Origin of the sequence: Pseudomonas sp. R3-57, assembly GCF_051132065.1 — a bacterium.
In the GTDB taxonomy this organism is placed as follows: domain Bacteria; phylum Pseudomonadota; class Gammaproteobacteria; order Pseudomonadales; family Pseudomonadaceae; genus Aquipseudomonas.
Genome location: NZ_CP071655.1, coordinates 2,877,760 through 2,896,046 on the forward strand (window position 1 = coordinate 2,877,760; position 18,287 = coordinate 2,896,046).

General features: G+C 59.5%; 18 protein-coding genes. 4 read left to right on the top strand and 14 right to left on the bottom strand.

All coding sequences use genetic code 11. The features are described from left to right. Positions 1–260: 260 nt before the first annotated feature. From gnd to J3P93_RS13060, 3 genes are read left to right on the top strand one after another with little or no spacing between them, the layout of a single operon-like run. Positions 261–1,241 (top strand): phosphogluconate dehydrogenase (NAD(+)-dependent, decarboxylating), encoded by a 981-nt coding sequence (gene gnd, locus J3P93_RS13050; protein WP_434598007.1) that lies wholly within the window; start codon positions 261–263, stop codon positions 1,239–1,241. Further along, positions 1,238–2,761 (top strand): glucose-6-phosphate dehydrogenase, encoded by a 1,524-nt coding sequence (zwf, locus tag J3P93_RS13055; protein ID WP_434598009.1) that lies wholly within the window; start codon positions 1,238–1,240, stop codon positions 2,759–2,761. Before gnd ends, zwf begins: the two co-directional genes overlap by 4 nt. After that, positions 2,758–3,579 (top strand): HAD family hydrolase, encoded by an 822-nt coding sequence (locus J3P93_RS13060; protein ID WP_434598011.1) that lies wholly within the window; start codon positions 2,758–2,760, stop codon positions 3,577–3,579. Before zwf ends, J3P93_RS13060 begins: the two co-directional genes overlap by 4 nt. 167 nt (positions 3,580–3,746) lie before the next feature. Here J3P93_RS13060 and nhaB read toward each other — a convergent pair whose 3' ends face one another. From nhaB to J3P93_RS13080, 4 genes are all read right to left on the bottom strand, one after another. Next, positions 3,747–5,249 carry a sodium/proton antiporter NhaB gene (nhaB, locus tag J3P93_RS13065; RefSeq protein ID WP_434598013.1) on the bottom strand — a complete coding sequence of 501 codons (1,503 nt, stop codon included), beginning with the start codon at positions 5,247–5,249 and terminating at the stop codon, positions 3,747–3,749. A 161-nt stretch (positions 5,250–5,410) separates the two neighbouring features. After that, positions 5,411–6,328, bottom strand: a complete 918-nt coding sequence (locus J3P93_RS13070; RefSeq protein ID WP_434598015.1) for a hypothetical protein — start codon at positions 6,326–6,328, stop codon at positions 5,411–5,413. Positions 6,329–6,462: 134 nt separating this feature from the next. Next, a complete protein-coding gene (locus tag J3P93_RS13075; protein ID WP_434598017.1) occupies positions 6,463–7,776 on the bottom strand; it encodes a hypothetical protein in 1,314 nt (437 codons plus the stop codon). A 277-nt stretch (positions 7,777–8,053) separates the two neighbouring features. Further along, positions 8,054–8,320 (bottom strand): hypothetical protein, encoded by a 267-nt coding sequence (locus J3P93_RS13080; RefSeq protein ID WP_208937421.1) that lies wholly within the window; start codon positions 8,318–8,320, stop codon positions 8,054–8,056. Between the two features lie 355 nt (positions 8,321–8,675). Here J3P93_RS13080 and J3P93_RS13085 point away from each other — a divergent pair, with 355 nt between their 5' ends. Further along, the gene (locus J3P93_RS13085) at positions 8,676–10,001 is read left to right on the top strand and encodes a sigma-54 dependent transcriptional regulator (protein ID WP_090283651.1); all 1,326 of its coding nucleotides are present in this window, start codon (positions 8,676–8,678) and stop codon (positions 9,999–10,001) included. 65 nt (positions 10,002–10,066) lie between these two features. Here the strand turns inward: J3P93_RS13085 and J3P93_RS13090 are convergent, their stop codons facing one another. The 10 genes from J3P93_RS13090 to J3P93_RS13135 form a co-directional block, all read right to left on the bottom strand. Continuing rightward, a complete protein-coding gene (locus J3P93_RS13090; RefSeq protein WP_434598020.1) occupies positions 10,067–11,383 on the bottom strand; it encodes a hypothetical protein in 1,317 nt (438 codons plus the stop codon). 45 nt (positions 11,384–11,428) lie between these two features. Further along, positions 11,429–12,175 (bottom strand): hypothetical protein, encoded by a 747-nt coding sequence (locus J3P93_RS13095; protein WP_434598022.1) that lies wholly within the window; start codon positions 12,173–12,175, stop codon positions 11,429–11,431. Positions 12,176–12,218: 43 nt separating this feature from the next. Continuing rightward, entirely contained in the window at positions 12,219–12,899 is a 681-nt protein-coding gene (locus tag J3P93_RS13100; RefSeq protein WP_039760558.1) for a C39 family peptidase, read from the bottom strand. Between the two features lie 65 nt (positions 12,900–12,964). Further along, the gene (locus tag J3P93_RS13105; RefSeq protein WP_434598024.1) at positions 12,965–13,969 is read right to left on the bottom strand and encodes a heme utilization protein; all 1,005 of its coding nucleotides are present in this window, start codon (positions 13,967–13,969) and stop codon (positions 12,965–12,967) included. Positions 13,970–14,037: 68 nt separating this feature from the next. Continuing rightward, complete coding sequence (locus tag J3P93_RS13110) at positions 14,038–14,610, bottom strand: adhesin (protein WP_434598026.1); 573 nt, start codon at positions 14,608–14,610, stop codon at positions 14,038–14,040. 1 nt (position 14,611) lies between these two features. Beyond that, the gene (locus J3P93_RS13115; protein WP_434598028.1) at positions 14,612–15,061 is read right to left on the bottom strand and encodes a hypothetical protein; all 450 of its coding nucleotides are present in this window, start codon (positions 15,059–15,061) and stop codon (positions 14,612–14,614) included. A 98-nt stretch (positions 15,062–15,159) separates the two neighbouring features. Continuing rightward, positions 15,160–15,366 (bottom strand): hypothetical protein, encoded by a 207-nt coding sequence (locus J3P93_RS13120; RefSeq protein WP_336355733.1) that lies wholly within the window; start codon positions 15,364–15,366, stop codon positions 15,160–15,162. A 16-nt stretch (positions 15,367–15,382) separates the two neighbouring features. Beyond that, positions 15,383–15,907: an AAA family ATPase gene (locus J3P93_RS13125; protein WP_434598360.1), complete on the bottom strand. Its 525-nt coding sequence runs from the start codon at positions 15,905–15,907 to the stop codon at positions 15,383–15,385. Beyond that, complete coding sequence (gene pnuC / locus J3P93_RS13130) at positions 15,904–16,467, bottom strand: nicotinamide riboside transporter PnuC (RefSeq protein WP_434598030.1); 564 nt, start codon at positions 16,465–16,467, stop codon at positions 15,904–15,906. The genes J3P93_RS13125 and pnuC overlap by 4 nt, the downstream gene beginning before the upstream one ends. Positions 16,468–16,617: 150 nt before the next feature. Then, a complete protein-coding gene (locus J3P93_RS13135) occupies positions 16,618–18,252 on the bottom strand; it encodes a methyl-accepting chemotaxis protein (protein ID WP_434598032.1) in 1,635 nt (544 codons plus the stop codon). Positions 18,253–18,287 lie beyond the last annotated feature (35 nt).

The following is an 18,287-nucleotide window of genomic DNA, read 5'->3' on the forward strand; positions in this document are numbered from 1 at the left end:
AATGGCGTGCATCAACTGTAAGCCACCCCTGATCTGAGGTGGTGACTTGCTATCGGCGCCAATTTTGATTTCTTTTGCCCATTTATGGAACTTTTTTATTTTTCATGGTCGGTGTGTCTTCGGCACGATTTGCGGCGTTATCAGTCTGGATCGGGCACAATGCCCGGAAACTTCATCGCAACGCTCTGGACTAACCTCCATCAGTCGCGTTGGGCTATAACCAATGACACATATTTATTTGTAGTAAGGAGCATCAGCACATGCAACTCGGGATTATTGGACTGGGCCGCATGGGCGGCAATATTGCGCGACGTCTGATGCTCAACGGTCACACCACCGTTGTTTACGACCGCAATACCGCTTTCATCGATAACCTGGTCGCCGAGGGCTCCACCGGTGTCGCCGACTTGCCAGCCCTGGTTGCCGGCCTCGACAAGCCACGCGCTGTCTGGGTCATGTTGCCGGCCGGCGCGCCGACCGAAGACACCATCAACACCCTGAGCGAACTGCTCGAAGCTGGCGATACCATCATCGACGGCGGCAACACCAACTATAAGGACGACATTCGCCGGGCCAAAACCCTGGCCGAGAAGGGCTTGCACTATATCGACGTCGGCACCTCCGGCGGCGTCTGGGGCCTGGAACGTGGCTATTGCATGATGATCGGCGGCGACGCCAATACCGTGCAGCGCCTCGACCCGCTGTTTGCTGCTCTGGCGCCGGGCATGGGTGACATCCCACGCACCAAGGACCGCAAGTCTGACGATCCGCGCGCCGAGCACGGTTACATCCATGCCGGTCCTGCCGGTGCCGGGCACTTCGTGAAGATGATTCACAACGGTATCGAGTACGGCATGATGGCCGCGTTCGCTGAAGGCTTCGACATTCTCAAGACCAAATCCAGTGAACGCCTGCCGGAAGAACAGCGTTTCGATCTGAACGTGGCTGACATTGCCGAAGTCTGGCGTCGCGGCAGCGTGGTGTCGTCGTGGTTGCTCGACCTGACCGCCGATGCGCTGGCCAGCGACCCGAAACTCGACGGTTTCTCCGGTTCCGTGGCGGACAGCGGCGAAGGCCAATGGACCATCGAGGCCGCCATGGAGCAAGCGGTGCCGGTACCGGTGCTGTCGAACTCGCTGTTCTCGCGCTACCGTTCACGTGGGCAGGGCACCTTCGGCGACAAGATTCTCTCCGCGCAGCGCTTCGGCTTCGGCGGCCACGTGGAGACACCGAAGAAATGACCCGAACGATCCGCAGAAAGTCCAAGGCAGAACCCGCACCACCGACCACGCTGTTTCTGTTCGGTGCCCACGGCGACCTGGTCAAGCGCTTGCTGATGCCGGCGCTGTACAACCTCAGTCGCGACGGCTTGCTTGACGACAATCTGCGGATCGTCGGCGTTGACCACAACGCAATTACCGATGAAGCCTTCGCGCAAAAGCTCGAGGACTTCATTCGCAGTGAAGCGGCGGCCAAGGTCGGCAAGGGCGGTCAGATGCTTGATCCGGCCTTGTGGGCCAAGCTCGCCAAAGGTATCAGCTACGTCCAGGGTGACTTTCTGGACGACAGCACCTATTCGGCGCTGGCGGCGAAAATCGCCGACAGCGGCACCGGCAATGCGGTGTTCTATCTGGCCACCGCGCCGCGTTTCTTCAGCGAAGTCGTCCGCCGCCTCGGCGCTGCGAAACTGCTCGAAGAAACCCCCGAGGCATTCAGAAGGGTGGTGATCGAGAAGCCGTTCGGCTCCGATCTGCAAACCGCCGAAGCGCTCAACGCCTGCTTGCTCAAGGTGATGTCCGAGAAGCAGATCTATCGGATCGACCATTATCTGGGCAAGGAAACCGTGCAGAACATTCTCGTCAGCCGGTTCTCCAACAGCCTGTTCGAAGCATTCTGGAACAATCACTACATCGACCACGTGCAGATCACCGCCGCCGAAACCGTCGGCGTCGAGACCCGTGGCAGTTTTTACGAACACACCGGCGCACTGCGCGACATGGTGCCCAATCACTTGTTCCAGTTGCTGGCGATGGTCGCCATGGAGCCGCCGGCGGCATTTGGCGCCGATGCGGTACGCGGCGAGAAGGCCAAGGTGGTGGGGGCGATTCGTCCCTGGTCGGTCGAGGAGGCGCGGGCCAATTCGGTCCGCGGCCAGTACCGCGCAGGGGAACTCGACGGTAAGCCGTTGAACGGCTATCGCGAAGAAGCCAATGTCTCGCCGGACAGCACCACGGAAACCTACGTGGCGCTGAAAGTGATGATCGACAACTGGCGCTGGGTCGGCGTGCCGTTCTATCTGCGCACCGGCAAGCGCATGAGCGTGCGCGACACCGAGATCGTCATCTGCTTCAAACCGGCACCGTATGCGCAGTTCCGCGACACCGAGGTCGATGAACTGCAACCGACCTACCTGCGTATCCAGATCCAGCCGAACGAAGGCATGTGGTTCGACCTGCTGGCCAAGCGGCCGGGGCCGGCGCTGAACATGGCCAACATCGAGCTGGGTTTTGCCTACAAGGATTTCTTCGAGATGCAGGCCTCGACCGGTTACGAAACCTTGATCTACGACTGCCTGACCGGCGATCAGACACTGTTCCAGCGTGCCGACAACATCGAGAACGGCTGGCGCGCCGTGCAACCGTTCCTCGATGCCTGGCAGCAGGATGCCAGCGTGGAGCATTACGCTGCCGGTGAAGACGGCCCGCAGGCCGCCGAAGATCTGCTGACTCGCGATGGTCGCGTCTGGCATGGCCTCGGATGAGTGACTTGCCAAAACAACCCATCCGTTTTCTGCTCAGCGACATGGACGGCACGCTGTTGTTGCCTGATCACACGCTGAGCGAGCGCACCCTTGATGCGGTGCGCTCGCTGCGTGAGGCGGGCGTGCTGTTCAGCCTCGCCACCGGCCGCCCGCCCAAAGCCATGTTGCAGCAGATCGAAGCCTTGGGCGTGGATCTGCCGACAGCGGCGTTCAATGGCGGGACTATCGTCAAGCCGGACGGCACGCTGTTGGCTGCGCATTATTTGCCGGCGACCACAGCGCTTATCGCACTGGCACTGTTTACCGATCAGCCTGACGTCGAAGTCTGGGTGTTCAGCGGCGGCGACTGGCTGCTCAAGGATCCGCACGGGCCGATGGTCCCGCGCGAGCAGCACGGCCTCGGCTATCCGCCGGTGGTCGTGGAGAGCTTCGAGCCGTATCTGGAAAGGATCGACAAGATCGTCGCCACCAGCAACAACACGCAGTTGTTGATCGAGCTGGAGGCGCAGTTGCTGCCCAAGGTCAATGGCATGGCCCAGGTGTCGCGTTCGCAACCGGTATACCTGGACGTTACCGCGCTGGAAGCCAACAAAGGCACGGCGCTGACGACCATTGCCGAATATCTTGGCGTGCCGCTGGAACAAACGGCAGCAATCGGCGATGGCGGCAATGATCCGGCGATGTTCAAGTGTGCAGGGTTGTCGATTGCCATGGGCCAGGCGGAGGACGCGGTGAAGCGTCAGGCCGACGTGGTTACTGCGGCCAACACCGAAGACGGCGTGGCCCAGGCGATCGAGAAGTACATCCTCCCTCACTGAGCCAACCCAGAAACAAATGTGGGAGCCAGCCTGCTGGCGATTGTGGAGTGTCAGGCAACGAATATGTTGAATGACACACCGCAATCGCCAGCAGGCTGGCTCCCACAGGGTTCTTCATTTCAACAGTCAGTAAGGGAGCCAGCAGCGTGACTCCCTTACCGTGCGGGTCAGAGCCAGTAGCTCACCGCATACCAGCCCAGCCCGCCCATCACCACGGTGTACGGCACCGCCATCCACACCATCTTCCCGTACGACAAGCGCACCAGCGGTGCAATTGCCGAGGTCAGCAGGAACAGGAACGCCGCCTGGCCGTTCGGCGTCGCCACGCTCGGCAGGTTGGTGCCGGTGTTGATCGCGATAGCCAGCGTTTCGAAGTGCTCGCGGCTCATGTGTCCGGCAAGGAATGCCTGTTTCACTTCGGTGATGTAAATCGTTGCGACGAACACGTTATCGCTGATCGCCGACAGCAGACCATTGGCGATGAACAACATGCCAGGCTGCTGCTCGACCGGCAGCGCCAGCACCCATTGAATCAACGGGGCGAACAGCTTCTGATCGTGAATCACCGCCACTACCGCGAAAAATACCACCAGCAACGCGGTGAACGGCATGGCTTCCTTGAACGCGCTGCCCAGACGATGCTCGTCGGTGATGCCGGTAAACGCGGTGATCAGTACGATCACCATCAAACCGATCAGGCCGACTTCAGCGACATGCATGGCCAGACAGCCGATCAGGATCAACGCCGCAGCACCTTGCACCAGCAGCGCGGCGCGTTGGCGGGACGTGCGTTCGGCATTGTCCTCAGCGGCGTAGTTAGCCAGCACGCCACGCACGTTGTCCGGGAGCAACGTGCCGTAGCCGAACCAGCGCAGCTTCTCCAGCAACACGCATGTCACCAGACCGGCCGCCAGCACTGGCAGCGAAACCGGGGCAACCCTGGTAAAGAACTCGCCGAAGTGCCAGCCCATTTCATGGCCGATCAACAGGTTCTGCGGCTCACCCACCAGCGTGCAGACACCGCCCAGCGCTGTGCCGACCGCGCCGTGCATCAACAGGCTGCGCAGGAACGCACGGAATTGTTCGAGATCGTCGTGGTGCAGTTTCGGCAGGTTCTCATCGTCAGCGAATTCACTGTCCTGGCGCGGATCGTTGCCGGATGCCACGCGGTGATAGACCGAATAAAAGCCCACCGCCGCACTGATGATCACCGCGGTCACCGTGAGCGCATCCAGAAATGCCGAGAGAAATGCCGACAGAAAGCAGAACATCAACGCCAGCACGGCTTTTGAGCGCACACCCAGCAGCAGCCGCGAAAACAGGAACAGCAGCAAGTCCTTCATGAAATAGATGCCGGCCACCATGAACATCAGCAGCAGGATCACCGGAAAGTTGTGCACCAGCTCATCGTACAGCGCCTGCGGCGTGGTCATCTTCAGCAGCAGCGCTTCGACCAGCAACAAGCCGCCGGGCATCAACGGGTAACACTTGAGCGCCATGGCAAGGGTGAAGATGAACTCGATCACCAACAACCAGCCAGCCGCCACGGGGCCGATGCTGAACAGCACCACGGCATTGAGGATCAGGAAGCCAACGATGGTCGCCTTGTACCAGCGTGGCGAATGCCCGAGAAAGTTTTGCGCGAACGCCTGGGTCATCGAACCGGACATCGGTTGCTCCTTTTTTATAGAAGCGCGCAAGTTGCCGGATGTGTCGAGGAAGTTCAAGGTGTAACTGGGTTTGACGCCAATCTGGGGTAGTCGTGCTGGAAGGACCCAGCCTCACCGAAACATGTCTCGGCAAGGCTTTGTCTCTTGATGCAGAACCAGCGTTAGGGCAATTTTGACGCGATGACCATGATCACCCAAGGTGTTGAGACCCGCCCCAAATAGGATCTCAGGATAAAGCTGTGAAGCCCTGGTGCCAGGTTGCCAAAGGCAGCAACGTAAACCCCGTCTTCATTCGCTGTGAAGGGCACGGCGTCATTCGTACTTTCAATCCAGCCATGTTCATTGGGGTTTGCCGTGCCAACAATCGTTACCGCTCGATCCGTCGTTGCACCATGATTTTCTACAAGCTGATAGTTTTCCTGGCCCAATACAAAGCGAATACTGAGCGGCGCCGATTTTTTGATCACAACACTCCAGACAGCAGATTCCTGCCCCCTCTGGCCTCGTACCATAAACTCATGACTACCTGTCGGTAGATCCTTCACTGTGCCAAACCAGCGTTTGTTTTCAGGTACATCGAACCTTTCCACAACTACGCCGTTATCGAGAAGCTCGACCTGCTGGCCGGCTTCGCCATCGCCTATAAAAGTCAGTTCGTTAAATAGCGTGCTGCCGTTGTTGTCAATTAACAGATTGTCCGGGCCGGTTACCCATACGATTGAGACCGGGTCGGTTATATCCAGGGTGACTACCCACGGCGCCGAGGTAAAGCCATTGCTGTCTCTTACGATATATTCGTGAATGCCTGATCGCAATTCCCTCAGCCAAAAATCGAAGTATCCAGTTTCAGTAGGATAAACAAGATGGTAAACAGGAATGCCGTTATCCAATAGTTCCACCAATTCACTACGGGGGGCGCTGCCTTTGAAATTTAGTTCATTGCTCGTTGAGAAACCGGGATTCTCAAGGAGAACCTGCTTCCCACCGCGGACTTCAAGAATTCGCGGAAGGGATTTCGCGCCATAGTCTGAAGAAGTGGCGGATGGAGAGTGTTCTTGCAGTGTGACTTTATCGCTCATTTCAAAATTCCTTTTTTCAGAGGGGCCCGCAGATGAACGCCGGTCGTGCCATCTGAAACCGGAACAAACTTGCCGTCTACTGTCAGAAATTACAGGTATGCGCATATTCCCGACCAATGGTAAGCCGCGCAAAACTACCGATCGAGATACCGCACAACCACCGCCCGATAATTCCCGTCCAGCGAAAACCCGCCCAACAGAATCCCGCCATCCGCCTGCACGGCCAGCGAACTGGCCGAATCCAGGCTGCGTCCCAGGCGTGTACGCAGCCAGCCATGGCCGTCGCCGAACGCCGGGTCGAGGCGACCGTCGCTCAGGTAACGGGCAACGATGAAATCAGCCTCGACGCCGCCAATGGTCGCACCTACCGCGAGCATCTGCCCGTCGGGCAAGCGTTGCGCGGTGCTCCACTGGCAGCCGCTGTGGCCGATCTGCAAAAGTTGCGGCTGACCAGCATGCCGGTGGACGTCTGGCCGGCCGTTCGAATGCAGGCTGAAGGTCAGGCAGCGGATCGGATCGCGGCCGCTGCCGAAACACTGCAGGGCATCGGGCGCCTCGAGTACGCGACTGACCTGAACGCTCTTGTTCTCAGCCTTGAACGCCATGAACCCGTCCACGGCAAACGACTCATCGAGACGACCGTCAGGCAGGTAGCGCGCCAGCAAGCCTTCCTGCGGAAGATCAATGGAACCGGCCACCACGATTCGTCCGTCCTTTTGCAGTAACAGGCTGCTCAGCCAGGTATTGAGCAACAGGTGACGAATCATCACAAACCCGCGGCCGTTGAAGGTGTCATCAAGGCTGCCGTCGGGCATGAGGCGAATCAGCATGCCGGCATGGTCGGCCAGTTCGAAATGATGGTTGGCGATCAACAGAATGCGCCCGTCGTCCTGCACCGCGACGTCGCAGGCTTCGGCCCCCGGCACGCCCGGTGGCAACCAGGCATCGCGGCTGCCCATGGACAGATTGCCCGGCAGACGTATCACCTGGCGGCCGTTGTCGCCAAAGGACAAGTCCGCTTTGCCGTCAAGGTCGAACAAGGCTAGCGCGGGCAGGGTGCGATGGGCATTTTCGTAATGCAGGCCGGCCAGCAGAATGCGCCCGCCCGGCAGCACCTTGACTTTGCCGCTGGTGGCTTCGAACCCGTGGGCGAAGGTGCCGATCACGCTGCCATGCTCGCCAAAGGTCAGGTCTGCGGAGCCGTCGGCGAGCATGCGCGCCAGGCCAAACCGGCTGCCGCGCGCATCGCAGACTTTCGCTGCGACCAGAATCCGGCCCTGTGCATCGAGGGCGATGTCTTCGCTCAGGCTGGACACGCTGCCCGCGAAGTACGCCTGGGCGATGCCCTGAGTGCCAAAGGTTTTATCGAGTTGCCCGGATCGAGGCGTAAACGACGGTGAGACGGTCGTTGGTAACGCCGGCAAGGCAAAAGTGTTCAGGGTGGACATGCACGCATCTCCTTGCGAGTTGACCATGACCGCGAACCGGATGGGTAACTGCACGAGCGGAACATTCAATCCCTGAACCGGGAGAAGTACAACTGTAAGAACTAACAGGTGGAGGGTCGCACTGTGCCAGAACAGTGTCTTTTTGAACCAAAAGAAAGCCGACCAAGCAATTTAGCCTGGTCGGCTTGAAAAGAATTATACAAGCAGGTGGAAGTTTACAAGGTTGCAACTAAGCGCAGAGGTGAATGACTTCAAAGTCACCTGCACGAACTGCCTCTCAGTGTGGCATCGACCACGACTGCAGGCTGTAACCTTCTTCGCTGAGTTCTGCGCGAGCCTGCTGCAGCAGTTGCTCGAGTTGCGCCGGGTCGGAGTAGGCGCTGCTTGGAATCTGTTTGCGGCCGATGTGCGAATTGGTCCGGTCGACGACGGTCAGGCTCAGTTCGCCATTGCCGTCTTGCGGCGCCCAGGCCACGCAGTGGAAAGGTTTGAAGGCGTGGTTGGCAATCAGAAGAGCTTCGTTGATACGGAGCGGGGCGGTCATGGGGTCTTCTCTCTGTCGTGCCCAATCAAATGATGTGCCGTCGGTTGGGCTTACCGTTCGGCTGGTTACTTGTACTGATGCACGCAACCCTCGAACGGGTCACACATGAAACAAAGAAATTTCAAAGTTTCTTTAAAATCTTGCTTTAAAGCGGTCTTTTGAAAGCCTGACGAAAGCTTCGAATCGCCAACTAAGTCGATAGCTTACTAACAACTCGATTTCTTATAACTGATTTAACGAGGCACCTATAAGCAATCGGTACAAGGCCCTGTCAAAATCTTGCTAGTGTTACAGTCGGGTCTGCCAAATGACTGTTTTTTCAATCATTTCCTTTATTTGGCGCCAAGGAACAGTCATGAGCGAAGCGCCTGCGTTACGACGTTTACTGGTGGTCGATCCGTGCGACGACTGCCACCGCTTATTGCCCGGATTACGCGCCGTCGGTTGGGATGTCGACAGTTGCTCGCTGGAGAACGCCGCCGAGCGCAGTTGTGACATCGGCTTGCTGCGCTTGCAGCCGTTTCACCTGGAACGACCCGAAGCCGTCAAGGAGCTGATCAGCCGCAGCGGCACCGAATGGATCGCCGTGCTCAATCAGGAAGTCCTGCGTCTGCAGAATGTCGGCGACTTCGTCTGTGAATGGTTTTTCGATTTTCACACCTTGCCATTCGACGTCTCGCGGGTGCAGGTGACCCTCGGGCGCGCATTCGGCATGGCGCGATTGCGCGGGCAGGGCACGATTCATGTCGACCAGCCCGAGCACGAGCTGCTGGGCGACAGCAAGCCGATTCGCGAACTGCGCAAGTTGCTCAGCAAACTGGCGCCCACCGAATCGCCTGTTCTGATTCGCGGTGAAAGCGGTACGGGTAAAGAACTGGTTGCGCGCACGCTGCACCGTCAGTCCCAGCGCCACAGCAAGCCCTTCGTGGCGATCAATTGCGGCGCCATCCCTGAGCATCTGATTCAATCGGAATTGTTTGGCCACGAGAAAGGCGCGTTCACCGGCGCGCATCAACGCAAGGTCGGGCGGATCGAAGCGGCGAATGGCGGCACGCTGTTTCTCGATGAGATCGGCGATCTGCCGCTGGAGCTGCAAGCCAATCTGTTGCGCTTTCTCCAGGAAAAACATATCGAGCGCGTCGGCGGCAGCCAGCCGATCCCGGTGGATGTACGAGTGCTGGCGGCAACTCACGTCGACCTCGAAGCCGCGATCGAGAAAAAACTTTTTCGCGAAGATCTGTATTACCGCCTCAACGTCCTGCAAGTGGTGACCGCGCCACTGCGCGAGCGACACGGCGATCTGTCGATGCTGGCCAATCACTTTTCGCACTTTTACAGTCATGAAACCGGGCGTCGTCCGCGCAGTTTCAGCGAAGACGCGCTGATCGCCATGGGCAAGCATGACTGGCCGGGCAATGTCCGCGAACTGGCCAACCGTGTGCGCCGAGGGCTGGTGTTGGCCGAAGGCCGGCAGATCGAGGCGCGGGATCTGGGGCTGATCAGTCAGCACTCGATCGCCACGCCGATGGGCACCCTCGAAGACTACAAGACCCGCGCCGAACGCCAGGCGCTGTGTGACGTGTTGAACCGGCACAGCGATAACCTCAGCGTTGCAGCGAAAGTGCTCGGCGTATCGCGGCCGACGTTTTATCGGTTGTTGCACAAGCATCAGATCCGCTAGGGCGGGTAAACAGCAAAGGCCCGTTGCGAGGTGATCGCAACGGGCCTTTGTTGTTTAACGCACGATTAGAAGTAATACGGGAATTTCAGACTGAAGGAAAAGTCCGGCGCGTCGTCGGTCATGCCGAGCGACAGGTTGGGCACGATGGTCAGGTTGTCGGTCGCCGCGATGGTCATGCCGATATTGAAATAACCGGCGTTGGCATCGCTGGAGATCACCGATTCCCAATCGCCGCCGTCCTGTTTCAGCTTGCTCTTGCGTTGCACCAGGTCGGACACCGAGAACGACATGCTCATCTTCTCGTTCAGCGCGAAGGCGATACCGGCGCCGATCTGGAAGCTGTCGCCGATGCGCACTTTGCCCGGGGTTTTCTGGTTGACGGTGGAGCTGATGTCGTCGAACGATTCCTCCAGGTTGTGGGTGTACGACAGGCTGCCGAACAGCACGGCCGGGTCGAACGTCTTGACCAGCGAGATGCCGGGGGTGATTGACCAGACGCCGTTGCCGGTGGGCAGGGTGTCGGGCACGAACAGGTTGGAGTTGGCATCGGTCGGGCGCAGTTTGATGCCGAACGGGTCCTTGCCGGTGGGGGCTTTGACGCGCAGGGTCACGACGGCGTCCGGGGTGTTGACCGACTCGTCGAGGAACTTGTAGGCGATGCCAAAGTTGACGTCGCCAATGGTTGGATCCTTGGTCACGGTTTCTTCGGTGGTGACGCCGGCTGCGCCCTCATTCCCACCGCCGGACTGGTACGTCGATTCGCGATACACCACCGGCACGTTCAGGTCGAACTGCCAGCGATTGTCGAAGTTGTAGCGGCCGGTGAGGTCGAGGGTCCAGGTGTCGGCCTTTATCCGGTCGAGGTTGATGTTGCCGAGAAAGATCGAATCCAGCGCGAGGAAGCCGTTGAGGATCAACTGGCGGGTGTCATAGCGCGAATAGGTGACGCCGGTTTCGAAACTGAATTTGCCGCCACCGAAAAACCCGCTGGCTTCGTCGTACAGGTTGGAAACGCTTTGCGCCGGTTGCGAATCATCGGCCAGCGACTGCCCGTAGGATGCGCCACTGCCCCCGGCGGCGCCTCCCGATGCAGCGGCGGCACCCGTGCCGGTTGCGGCTCCGGTGGCGACGCGATTGCCTTTCATGTCCGAGGGCGATTTGGCCAGGCGTTTTGGCGGTGGGGCGGCGGGCTGTTCTTCGACCTGGCGAACCCGTTGTTCAAGGACTGCCAGGGCTTGTTGTTGTACTTCGTATCGTTGTTTCAGTTCCAGAAGTTCCCGTTTCAGGGCTTCTACATCGGCGTCGGGTGCTGCTTGCAACATCGCCGCCGGTAGAAGGGTACTCAAACACACTGCGGCACGCAGTGATACTGATCGATACATGAATAAGCCGTCCCTTTAAGCCCAATGATCGAGACTCAGCGTAGTTCAATATCCGATATTGCGTAGGGCCCCGAGTTGGGTCAGGTTGCAGTCCAGTGCACCGGCGCTTCTGCCGTTATTGTTCAGTACGACGTTGAGTTGCGTGAGGTTGTTGACCACGTTGGCACTGCCCAGCAGGCGAGTGTTTTGCAGCAGGCCACCCTGGGCGACTTGTTGCAATGCCGTGCCCTGATTGCCGCTGGCCTGAATGGCCATTTGCACGCCGCCGCCATTGGCCGACACCGCGACACTGCCGGCGCCGTTGCTGCCGGTGATGGTTTGCCCGGCGACCAGCGCCTGGCCTTGCGACGGCACCAATGCCGGCGCCTGACTGGCTTCGCTGACGTTGATGGCGACGTTGTTGCTGGCGGTGTTGCCATCGCCCGCGGCGCGCACGCTTTGCGTCACGCCTTGCGTGCTGTTGAGGCCGGCGCCTCCGATCACGGTGCCCGTTCCCAGCGTTGGCGTGCTGCCATTGCCCGACTCCTTGATGGTCGAGACATAGAACTCCGGTTTGACCGTTGCCGCCTGGACCTGCATCGAGGTGGCTGCGCCGATCAGGTCGCCGCTGGCGTTGCGCCAGGTGCTGCTCATGACAATACCGAAGCTGATAATCCGCCCCGGCATGACGTACCGACCGCGCAGCTCGGCGAGCTCCTGGTCCTTGATTTCGATGGGTTTGAATCCGGCATGGGCAAAGCCTGACGCACCCGCTGCCAGGCAGGCGGCGGCCAGCCAGTATGAGGTTTTCATCTGCTGCTCCCGGGACATCCAGTCCCATTTTCTGACTCGGCGATTAAAAGAAGTCGCTCTGAATGAACCCGAAGTCCATCAATTCCGCATCTTTGACCGGGTTGAAACCGTCCAGCGAATTCTTCGCCGTCAGCGGCACGGGAGGGCTGCGCAAGGCGTTGGCCTTGTCGTAACCGGGGCCGACGATGGCAAAGACGATGCCGTTCCAACCTTTGACAAAGTCATCATGCTTGTAGCGTTTGTGGCCGAGAACCGGGTCACCGATGTAGACCCAATCCTTGTCCGAACGCTGCAGCACGACGAAATGCTTGTAGCCGCGAATATCCATCAGAACCACCACCGGAATGGTCACCGCTTCGAGTTTTTCGGGCGGGATCCGGTAACCACGGGCACGCATGCCGATGCTCTCTACGTAGCGCTTCATGTCGAGCATGGAGAACCCTTGCGTACGCACAAGGTCCTGGTCAGCGTTGACCAGCATGCCTTTGATGATGTGCTCTTCATCGACGTCGAGCCAATAGGCCTGGCGCAATACCGTTGCCAGTGCAGCAGCGCCGCAACTGAAATCGGTTTTCTGTTCGACGATGTCGGCAAACTTGCGCTCACGAATGCTTTGTACGTCCTTGTAGACCAGTACGCCGCCAGGCAGGGCAGCGACGGGCATCTGCGCTGCCTGAGTCAGGCCACACAGACAAAGCAGAGCGAGGAGGGCAGGAGTCCGCATGATCGAATACGCCTTGTGGAACCTGGGAAAAAGCCCCGTTGCCGGGGCTTTCGTTTCGATCGCGATTACATGCAGGCTTTGCAACCTGCGGCGATGGACAGCGAGTTGCTTTGCTGGTTGCCGACACCGGCCGAGACGTTGGCTCCACCGTTGCCGGAGAAGTTGTTCATCGAGTTGGTCATGTTGGCATTGTTGACCACCGGGGTTTTCCAGCCATCTTTGGTCAACACTTGTTGGGTGGTGACGCCAGCGAGGCCAAAACTGCCCACGGCTTCGAACTTGGCTTTCTGATCATCGTTGCCGCCGTGGCCGCCGCCACGGTTACCCCAACCGCCATGGTTGTCGTCTTCGATGGTTGCAGTGCCTTTGGCTTTGAACACGCCAGCGGCTGCATAGGTACCGGTAAGGGTGTCGGTTTTGTACGCCTGCACGCCTTTGTTCTCTACGACCAGGCCAGTGGAGGACTGGTTGGCAGCAGCGGCAGCAGTGGCGACACGGCCACCCGATACAGCGATCGCCAGGTTGTTTTTCTGCTGGTTGAAGTTGCCGGCGCTGACGTTGATGCCGATGTTGCCGGAACCATTGTTGCCGGCGTTGTTGAGCGTGGCGTTGTTGAACGTGGAAGAGTTTTTCACGTAGTTGTTGTTGTTGACCTGAGTCGCGCTCGAGGCCGCAACAGCATTGCCGAAGATGAAGCTTTCGTCAGCGGTGGCCAGCGCAGCAGCGTTATCCTGCTGGTTGCCGTCGCCGGCGGCCACGTTGGCGCCCATGTTGCCGTTGGAGCCGTTGAGCGAGTCGCTGGCGTTGGCATTGTTCAGCGTGCCCTGGTTTTTCACCACGTTGCCGTCGCTGTCTTGCGCGTCGAGTACAGCGGCGCCGGCGCCTGCGGTGATCTGCAGCAGTTGTTCAAGATTCGGACCTTGCTGGCCGTGACCGTTGCCGTGGCCATTGCCGTGCCCGTGCCCGTTACCATGACCGTTGTTGTCATCACGGCCGCCAGCCTGTGCTGCCATTGCCATCACTGCTGCGAGTGCGAAAACCAGTGGTTTGAGAGCCATTGTAGGTTTCATGGTGTTTCTCCATCGTGCTTATTAGTTGGGTTAAGTGTTGTTACTTTTCCACTTGCACTTTGTATGGGTCAGTCTGCGACCCGGATGCTCAGGGTGTTGGCCATTCGGTTCCCCACCCCGGCACTCTGGTTCACCTGGATTACCCCACGGCTGCCGGTGAAGGCCTGATCACTTGTCGTGACCTGGCGACTGCCGGGTGAGGTGCCAGTTGCTCCTGAGTTCGGTAAAAACGCCACGTTCTGTTGCGACAGGGCGCTGTCGTCAACGCTTTGCGGGGCAGCACTGATGCTGACGCGCGTGACGTTGGCCATTTGATTGTTGGCCCCGGCGCCCTGGTTCACACCGAGGATGCCGTTGCCATTGCTGAAAGCGTGGCCGCCGATGTTGGCGCTCGCGTCGATGGCGCGGCTGGCGGGCGTATCGATTTTCTGCATGACCTGCGTGGTCGCACGGGATTCGGTGCCGATGGCAATCGCCTTGGTATTGGCTTGCTGCATCTGGTCACCGGCGGCCTGGTTGACGTTGAAATTGCCGCGGTACTGTGTGCCGGAGTCCTGAATGTGCGCGCGGTTGACCGTGTTCGAATCAGCCATGGCGCTGGTGCAGCCGAGCAGGGCGAGAAGCAGCAGGGTGCGATCCATCTTATTGGCCTCCGGCCATGCGGGTCAGAGGCGCCAGACCGGTGCTCATGGCACGGTTGACGGTATTGGAAATCGAGCCACCGGCACCGCCGCCGCTGCCCACACGCATGCCGGGCAGACCGTTCTGGTTGGTCAGGGTGTTCATGCCAGGCAGGTTAGAATTGGGCGTGGTGATGTTGCCGCGAATCGAAGAACCGCTGGCGACACTGGCGAAATCGCCGTCGCTGAGTTCAGTGCTGCCGACGGTTTGATTGATACGTGCCGAAGGGTTGGCGTTGACGGTGGTCGGGTAGGGGTCTTTGCCACCATTGCGCCCGATCGGGATCGGCTGAACGTCGCGCTGCAGGACGATCACGCCATTGCCTTGGGCCTGCACGTTGAAGCTGATCACTGCGCTGGCTGCCGATCCGATCAGCACAAGACAGGTCAATCCGGTTTTGAAAGTCCCCACGGCTGCAATTCCTTCTTTAACGGGCTGCCCTTGGTCAGCGTTGTGAAGGAGAGAGCGAAAGCTGTGCCGCTTTTGAGATCATCTTTGATTTCAGAGGGTTACAGAAATGTCTGGCTGCGTTGTGCGGCATCTGTTTCATCTTTGAAACAGGCGGGTTGCCGCTGAACCGGCGACTTTCTGAGCAACGCTCTGGAACGAGGCTTGGTGCGGTGGTGTTTCAGCGCTGAAACAACTGGCATGACAAAGCTGTGAACCGTGTTGAGACTGGCCTTCTGCGTGAGGAAAGGTGTTTCAGCAATGGACACTTGGCCCGCGTTCGGGTCATTCAGCCAGTAAACGCGCAACGGCAGCGAAAGCCTGCGCCTGGCGCTCGGCCCAGTTGCCGGCAATGACTTGCAGCGGTTGGTGATGCTGCTCCAGCCACTGTCGAGTCGCCTGATAGAAGGCCTGTCGCTCGACGAGATCCGGTTGGCAGCGCTGACCATCGTCGGTCCAGTCGACCTGTTCCGGTGACAGCAGCAGGTGCAGGTCGTAATGCCGCGTCAGCAATTCCTGCTCCAGCCATGCCGGGCAGGCGCCGAACAGCGCCTGGCTCCAGAGCATATTGCTCAGCAGATGGGTGTCGAGAATCAGCAGTTCAGGCCGCTGCGCCCGCGCTTCGTCCTCCCACTGCAACTGGCCGCGAGCGATGTCGGGGATGTCGTCCAGGCAGGTGTCGCGGGGATTGAGTTCGATAAAGCGGCGCACGTATTCATCCACGTGCAAGCCGCCAAAGCGCTGCTGCAGGCCCGCCGTCAGCCAGCTCTTGCCACTGGATTCCGGGCCGGTCAGCACCACCACTTTCATGTGCGCAGCGCCGGGTCGGCGCGCCATTCGCGAAAGCCCTGAACCGCGAGCAAGGTAAACAGCCCGTACAACGCGGCGGTGAGGTAAAGGCCCTTGTAGATGAACAACCCGACAAAAATCACATCCAGCACAAACCACAGCGCCCAGCATTGCAGACGCTTTTGCGCCATCCATAACTGCGCGACCAGGCTGAAACCGGTGAGCGCCGCGTCGAGCCACGGTTGTGCAGCGTCGGTCCAGTGCGCCATCGCCGCGCCGAGCAGCACACTGCCGAGCGCGCCGACGCTGAGGCCAAGGGCGATTGCGCGCGCATCCAGCCGCGTCACCGCACGCCCGTCATGCATCGTCCCGGCGCGGGTCCATTGCCACCAGCCGTACAGTTGCAATGCGGCGTAGATCACTTGCAGCAACATGTCCGAATACAGCTTCACCTCAAAAAAGATCCAGCTGTAGAGCAACACCATGACCAGCCCGATCGGCCAGCACCACGGATTCTGTTTGACCGTCAGCCAGACGGCGATCACACCGAGGGCGGCGGCAAACAGTTCGAGCCCGGACATGGAGGATCCTTGGGGGGAATGAAGAAAGGGGCGGATTTTACACAAAAACATGTAGGAGTGAGCCTGCTCGCGATAGCGCTGTGTCAGCGAAACTCACATTGTCTGACACACCGCTATTGCGAGCAGGCTCACTCCTACAAAGGAAGGTGACTAGACGCGAAACTGGCGCAGCAACCCGTTGAGCTGTTCGCTCAGTTGCCCAAGCCGCAAACTCGCCGCGCTCGACTGCTCCGCCGCCAACGCCGTGCTGTGCGAAAGCCCCGCCGCCTGCGTCACGTTCTGATTGATGTCTTCAACCACATGCGCCTGCTGCAACGTCGCGCTGGCAATCGAGGCGTTCAGGCCGTTGAGATTGCGCAGGGCCTGGCCGATCGCATTAAGGCTGGCGCCGGCAAGCCCCGCTTGTTCGATAGTCAATTGCGAGGCTTTGCTGCTGTCGCCGATCACCTTCACGGCGGCCTCGGAATGGTTTTGCAAGCGCTCGATCATCGACTGGATTTCTGCGGTGGACTTCTGCGTACGCTGCGCCAGCAAGCGCACCTCATCGGCCACAACAGCAAACCCGCGACCTTGCTCGCCGGCGCGCGCGGCTTCGATGGCGGCGTTGAGCGCGAGCAGGTTAGTCTGCTCGGCAATCGAGCGGATCACTTCCAGCACACTGCCGATCTGCGTGCTTTCGGCCGCTAGCGTACGAATCACTTCCACCGCTTGATCGATGGTGCCGGACAGCTTGTCGATTTGTTGCAGGCTGCCGTCGATATTGATCTGGCCCTGTTGCGCCTGCGCTTCGGCATCACGCATTTCGGCCGCGGCGTGCTCGGCGTTTTTCGCCACATCCTGCACGCCATAGGTCACTTCGTTGATCGCGGTGGCCACCAGTTCCATCTGCTGCGACTGCTGCTGGCTGCGTTGTTGCGCCTGCGAGGCGTCGTTGCCCAGCTCGCTGGAGGATTGGCCGAGGGCGCTGGCCGAGACCTGCAAGTCGCCGATCACTCCGCGCAACTTGGCGGTGAAGGCGTTGAAATGGTGCGCCAGTTCGGTGACTTCATCCTTGCCATGGGTATCGAGGCTGCGGGTCAGGTCGCTTTCGCCGCTGGCGATGTTGGCCATGGCGTTGACGGTTTCCTGCAACGGCCGGACGATGCTGCGCGCGATCAGGATCACCAGCAGCGCCATGATCAGCGCGATGGCCAGACCGATCACCGAGGCTTTCAGCATCTGCCCCTGGAATTCGGCCTGCACGTCATCGACATACACGCCGGAACCGATCACCCAGCCCCACGGCTCGAACAGTTTGACGTAGGAGGTTTTCGCCACCGGGTCGGTGGCGCCGGGTTTCGGCCAGCGATAGTTGACCATGCCGGCGCCGTTGGCCCTGGCGATGGCGACCATCTCGTTGAACACCGCAAAACCGTCCGGGTCGCGGATCGCCGAGAGGTTCTGGCCTTCGAGCTTGGGATTGGTCGGGTGCATGACCATCACGGGCGTGAGGTCGTTGATCCAGAAGTAATCGCTCTGGTCGTAGCGCAAGCCGCGAATCGCCGTCAGCGCCTGTTGCTGCGCCGCTTCTTTGGTCAAGGTGCCGGCGGTCTGCAGGCCATGGTAATAGGTCAGCAGGCCGCTGGCGGTCTGCACCACGTGCTGGGTTTTCTGGGCCTTGGCGTGATAAAGGTCATCATGGATCTGCTTGAGCATCAGCACGCCCAAGGTCAGCAACATGACCACCGCCACAATCAAGATGAGCCACAAGCGTCGGCTGATCGACACACTGCGCAAGCTGTTCATAACGCTGTCACTCCGGGTTCTTGTTCTTGTAATGA

What these genes read in the sequence shown, in the direction of transcription:
- J3P93_RS13085 (WP_090283651.1), top strand. Translation starts at nt 8,676, where the DNA reads ATGAGCGAAGCGCCTGCGTTACGACGTTTACTGGTGGTCGATCCGTGC.
- gnd (WP_434598007.1), top strand. Translation starts at nt 261, where the DNA reads ATGCAACTCGGGATTATTGGACTGGGCCGCATGGGCGGCAATATTGCG.
- J3P93_RS13060 (WP_434598011.1), top strand. Translation starts at nt 2,758, where the DNA reads ATGAGTGACTTGCCAAAACAACCCATCCGTTTTCTGCTCAGCGACATG.
- J3P93_RS13110 (WP_434598026.1), bottom strand. Translation starts at nt 14,610, where the DNA reads ATGGATCGCACCCTGCTGCTTCTCGCCCTGCTCGGCTGCACCAGCGCC.
- zwf (WP_434598009.1), top strand. Translation starts at nt 1,238, where the DNA reads ATGACCCGAACGATCCGCAGAAAGTCCAAGGCAGAACCCGCACCACCG.
- J3P93_RS13125 (WP_434598360.1), bottom strand. Translation starts at nt 15,907, where the DNA reads ATGAAAGTGGTGGTGCTGACCGGCCCGGAATCCAGTGGCAAGAGCTGG.
- nhaB (WP_434598013.1), bottom strand. Translation starts at nt 5,249, where the DNA reads ATGTCCGGTTCGATGACCCAGGCGTTCGCGCAAAACTTTCTCGGGCAT.
- J3P93_RS13095 (WP_434598022.1), bottom strand. Translation starts at nt 12,175, where the DNA reads ATGAAAACCTCATACTGGCTGGCCGCCGCCTGCCTGGCAGCGGGTGCG.
- J3P93_RS13080 (WP_208937421.1), bottom strand. Translation starts at nt 8,320, where the DNA reads ATGACCGCCCCGCTCCGTATCAACGAAGCTCTTCTGATTGCCAACCAC.
- pnuC (WP_434598030.1), bottom strand. Translation starts at nt 16,467, where the DNA reads ATGTCCGGGCTCGAACTGTTTGCCGCCGCCCTCGGTGTGATCGCCGTC.
- J3P93_RS13105 (WP_434598024.1), bottom strand. Translation starts at nt 13,969, where the DNA reads ATGAAACCTACAATGGCTCTCAAACCACTGGTTTTCGCACTCGCAGCA.
- J3P93_RS13100 (WP_039760558.1), bottom strand. Translation starts at nt 12,899, where the DNA reads ATGCGGACTCCTGCCCTCCTCGCTCTGCTTTGTCTGTGTGGCCTGACT.
- J3P93_RS13075 (WP_434598017.1), bottom strand. Translation starts at nt 7,776, where the DNA reads ATGTCCACCCTGAACACTTTTGCCTTGCCGGCGTTACCAACGACCGTC.
- J3P93_RS13070 (WP_434598015.1), bottom strand. Translation starts at nt 6,328, where the DNA reads ATGAGCGATAAAGTCACACTGCAAGAACACTCTCCATCCGCCACTTCT.
- J3P93_RS13135 (WP_434598032.1), bottom strand. Translation starts at nt 18,252, where the DNA reads ATGAACAGCTTGCGCAGTGTGTCGATCAGCCGACGCTTGTGGCTCATC.
- J3P93_RS13090 (WP_434598020.1), bottom strand. Translation starts at nt 11,383, where the DNA reads ATGTATCGATCAGTATCACTGCGTGCCGCAGTGTGTTTGAGTACCCTT.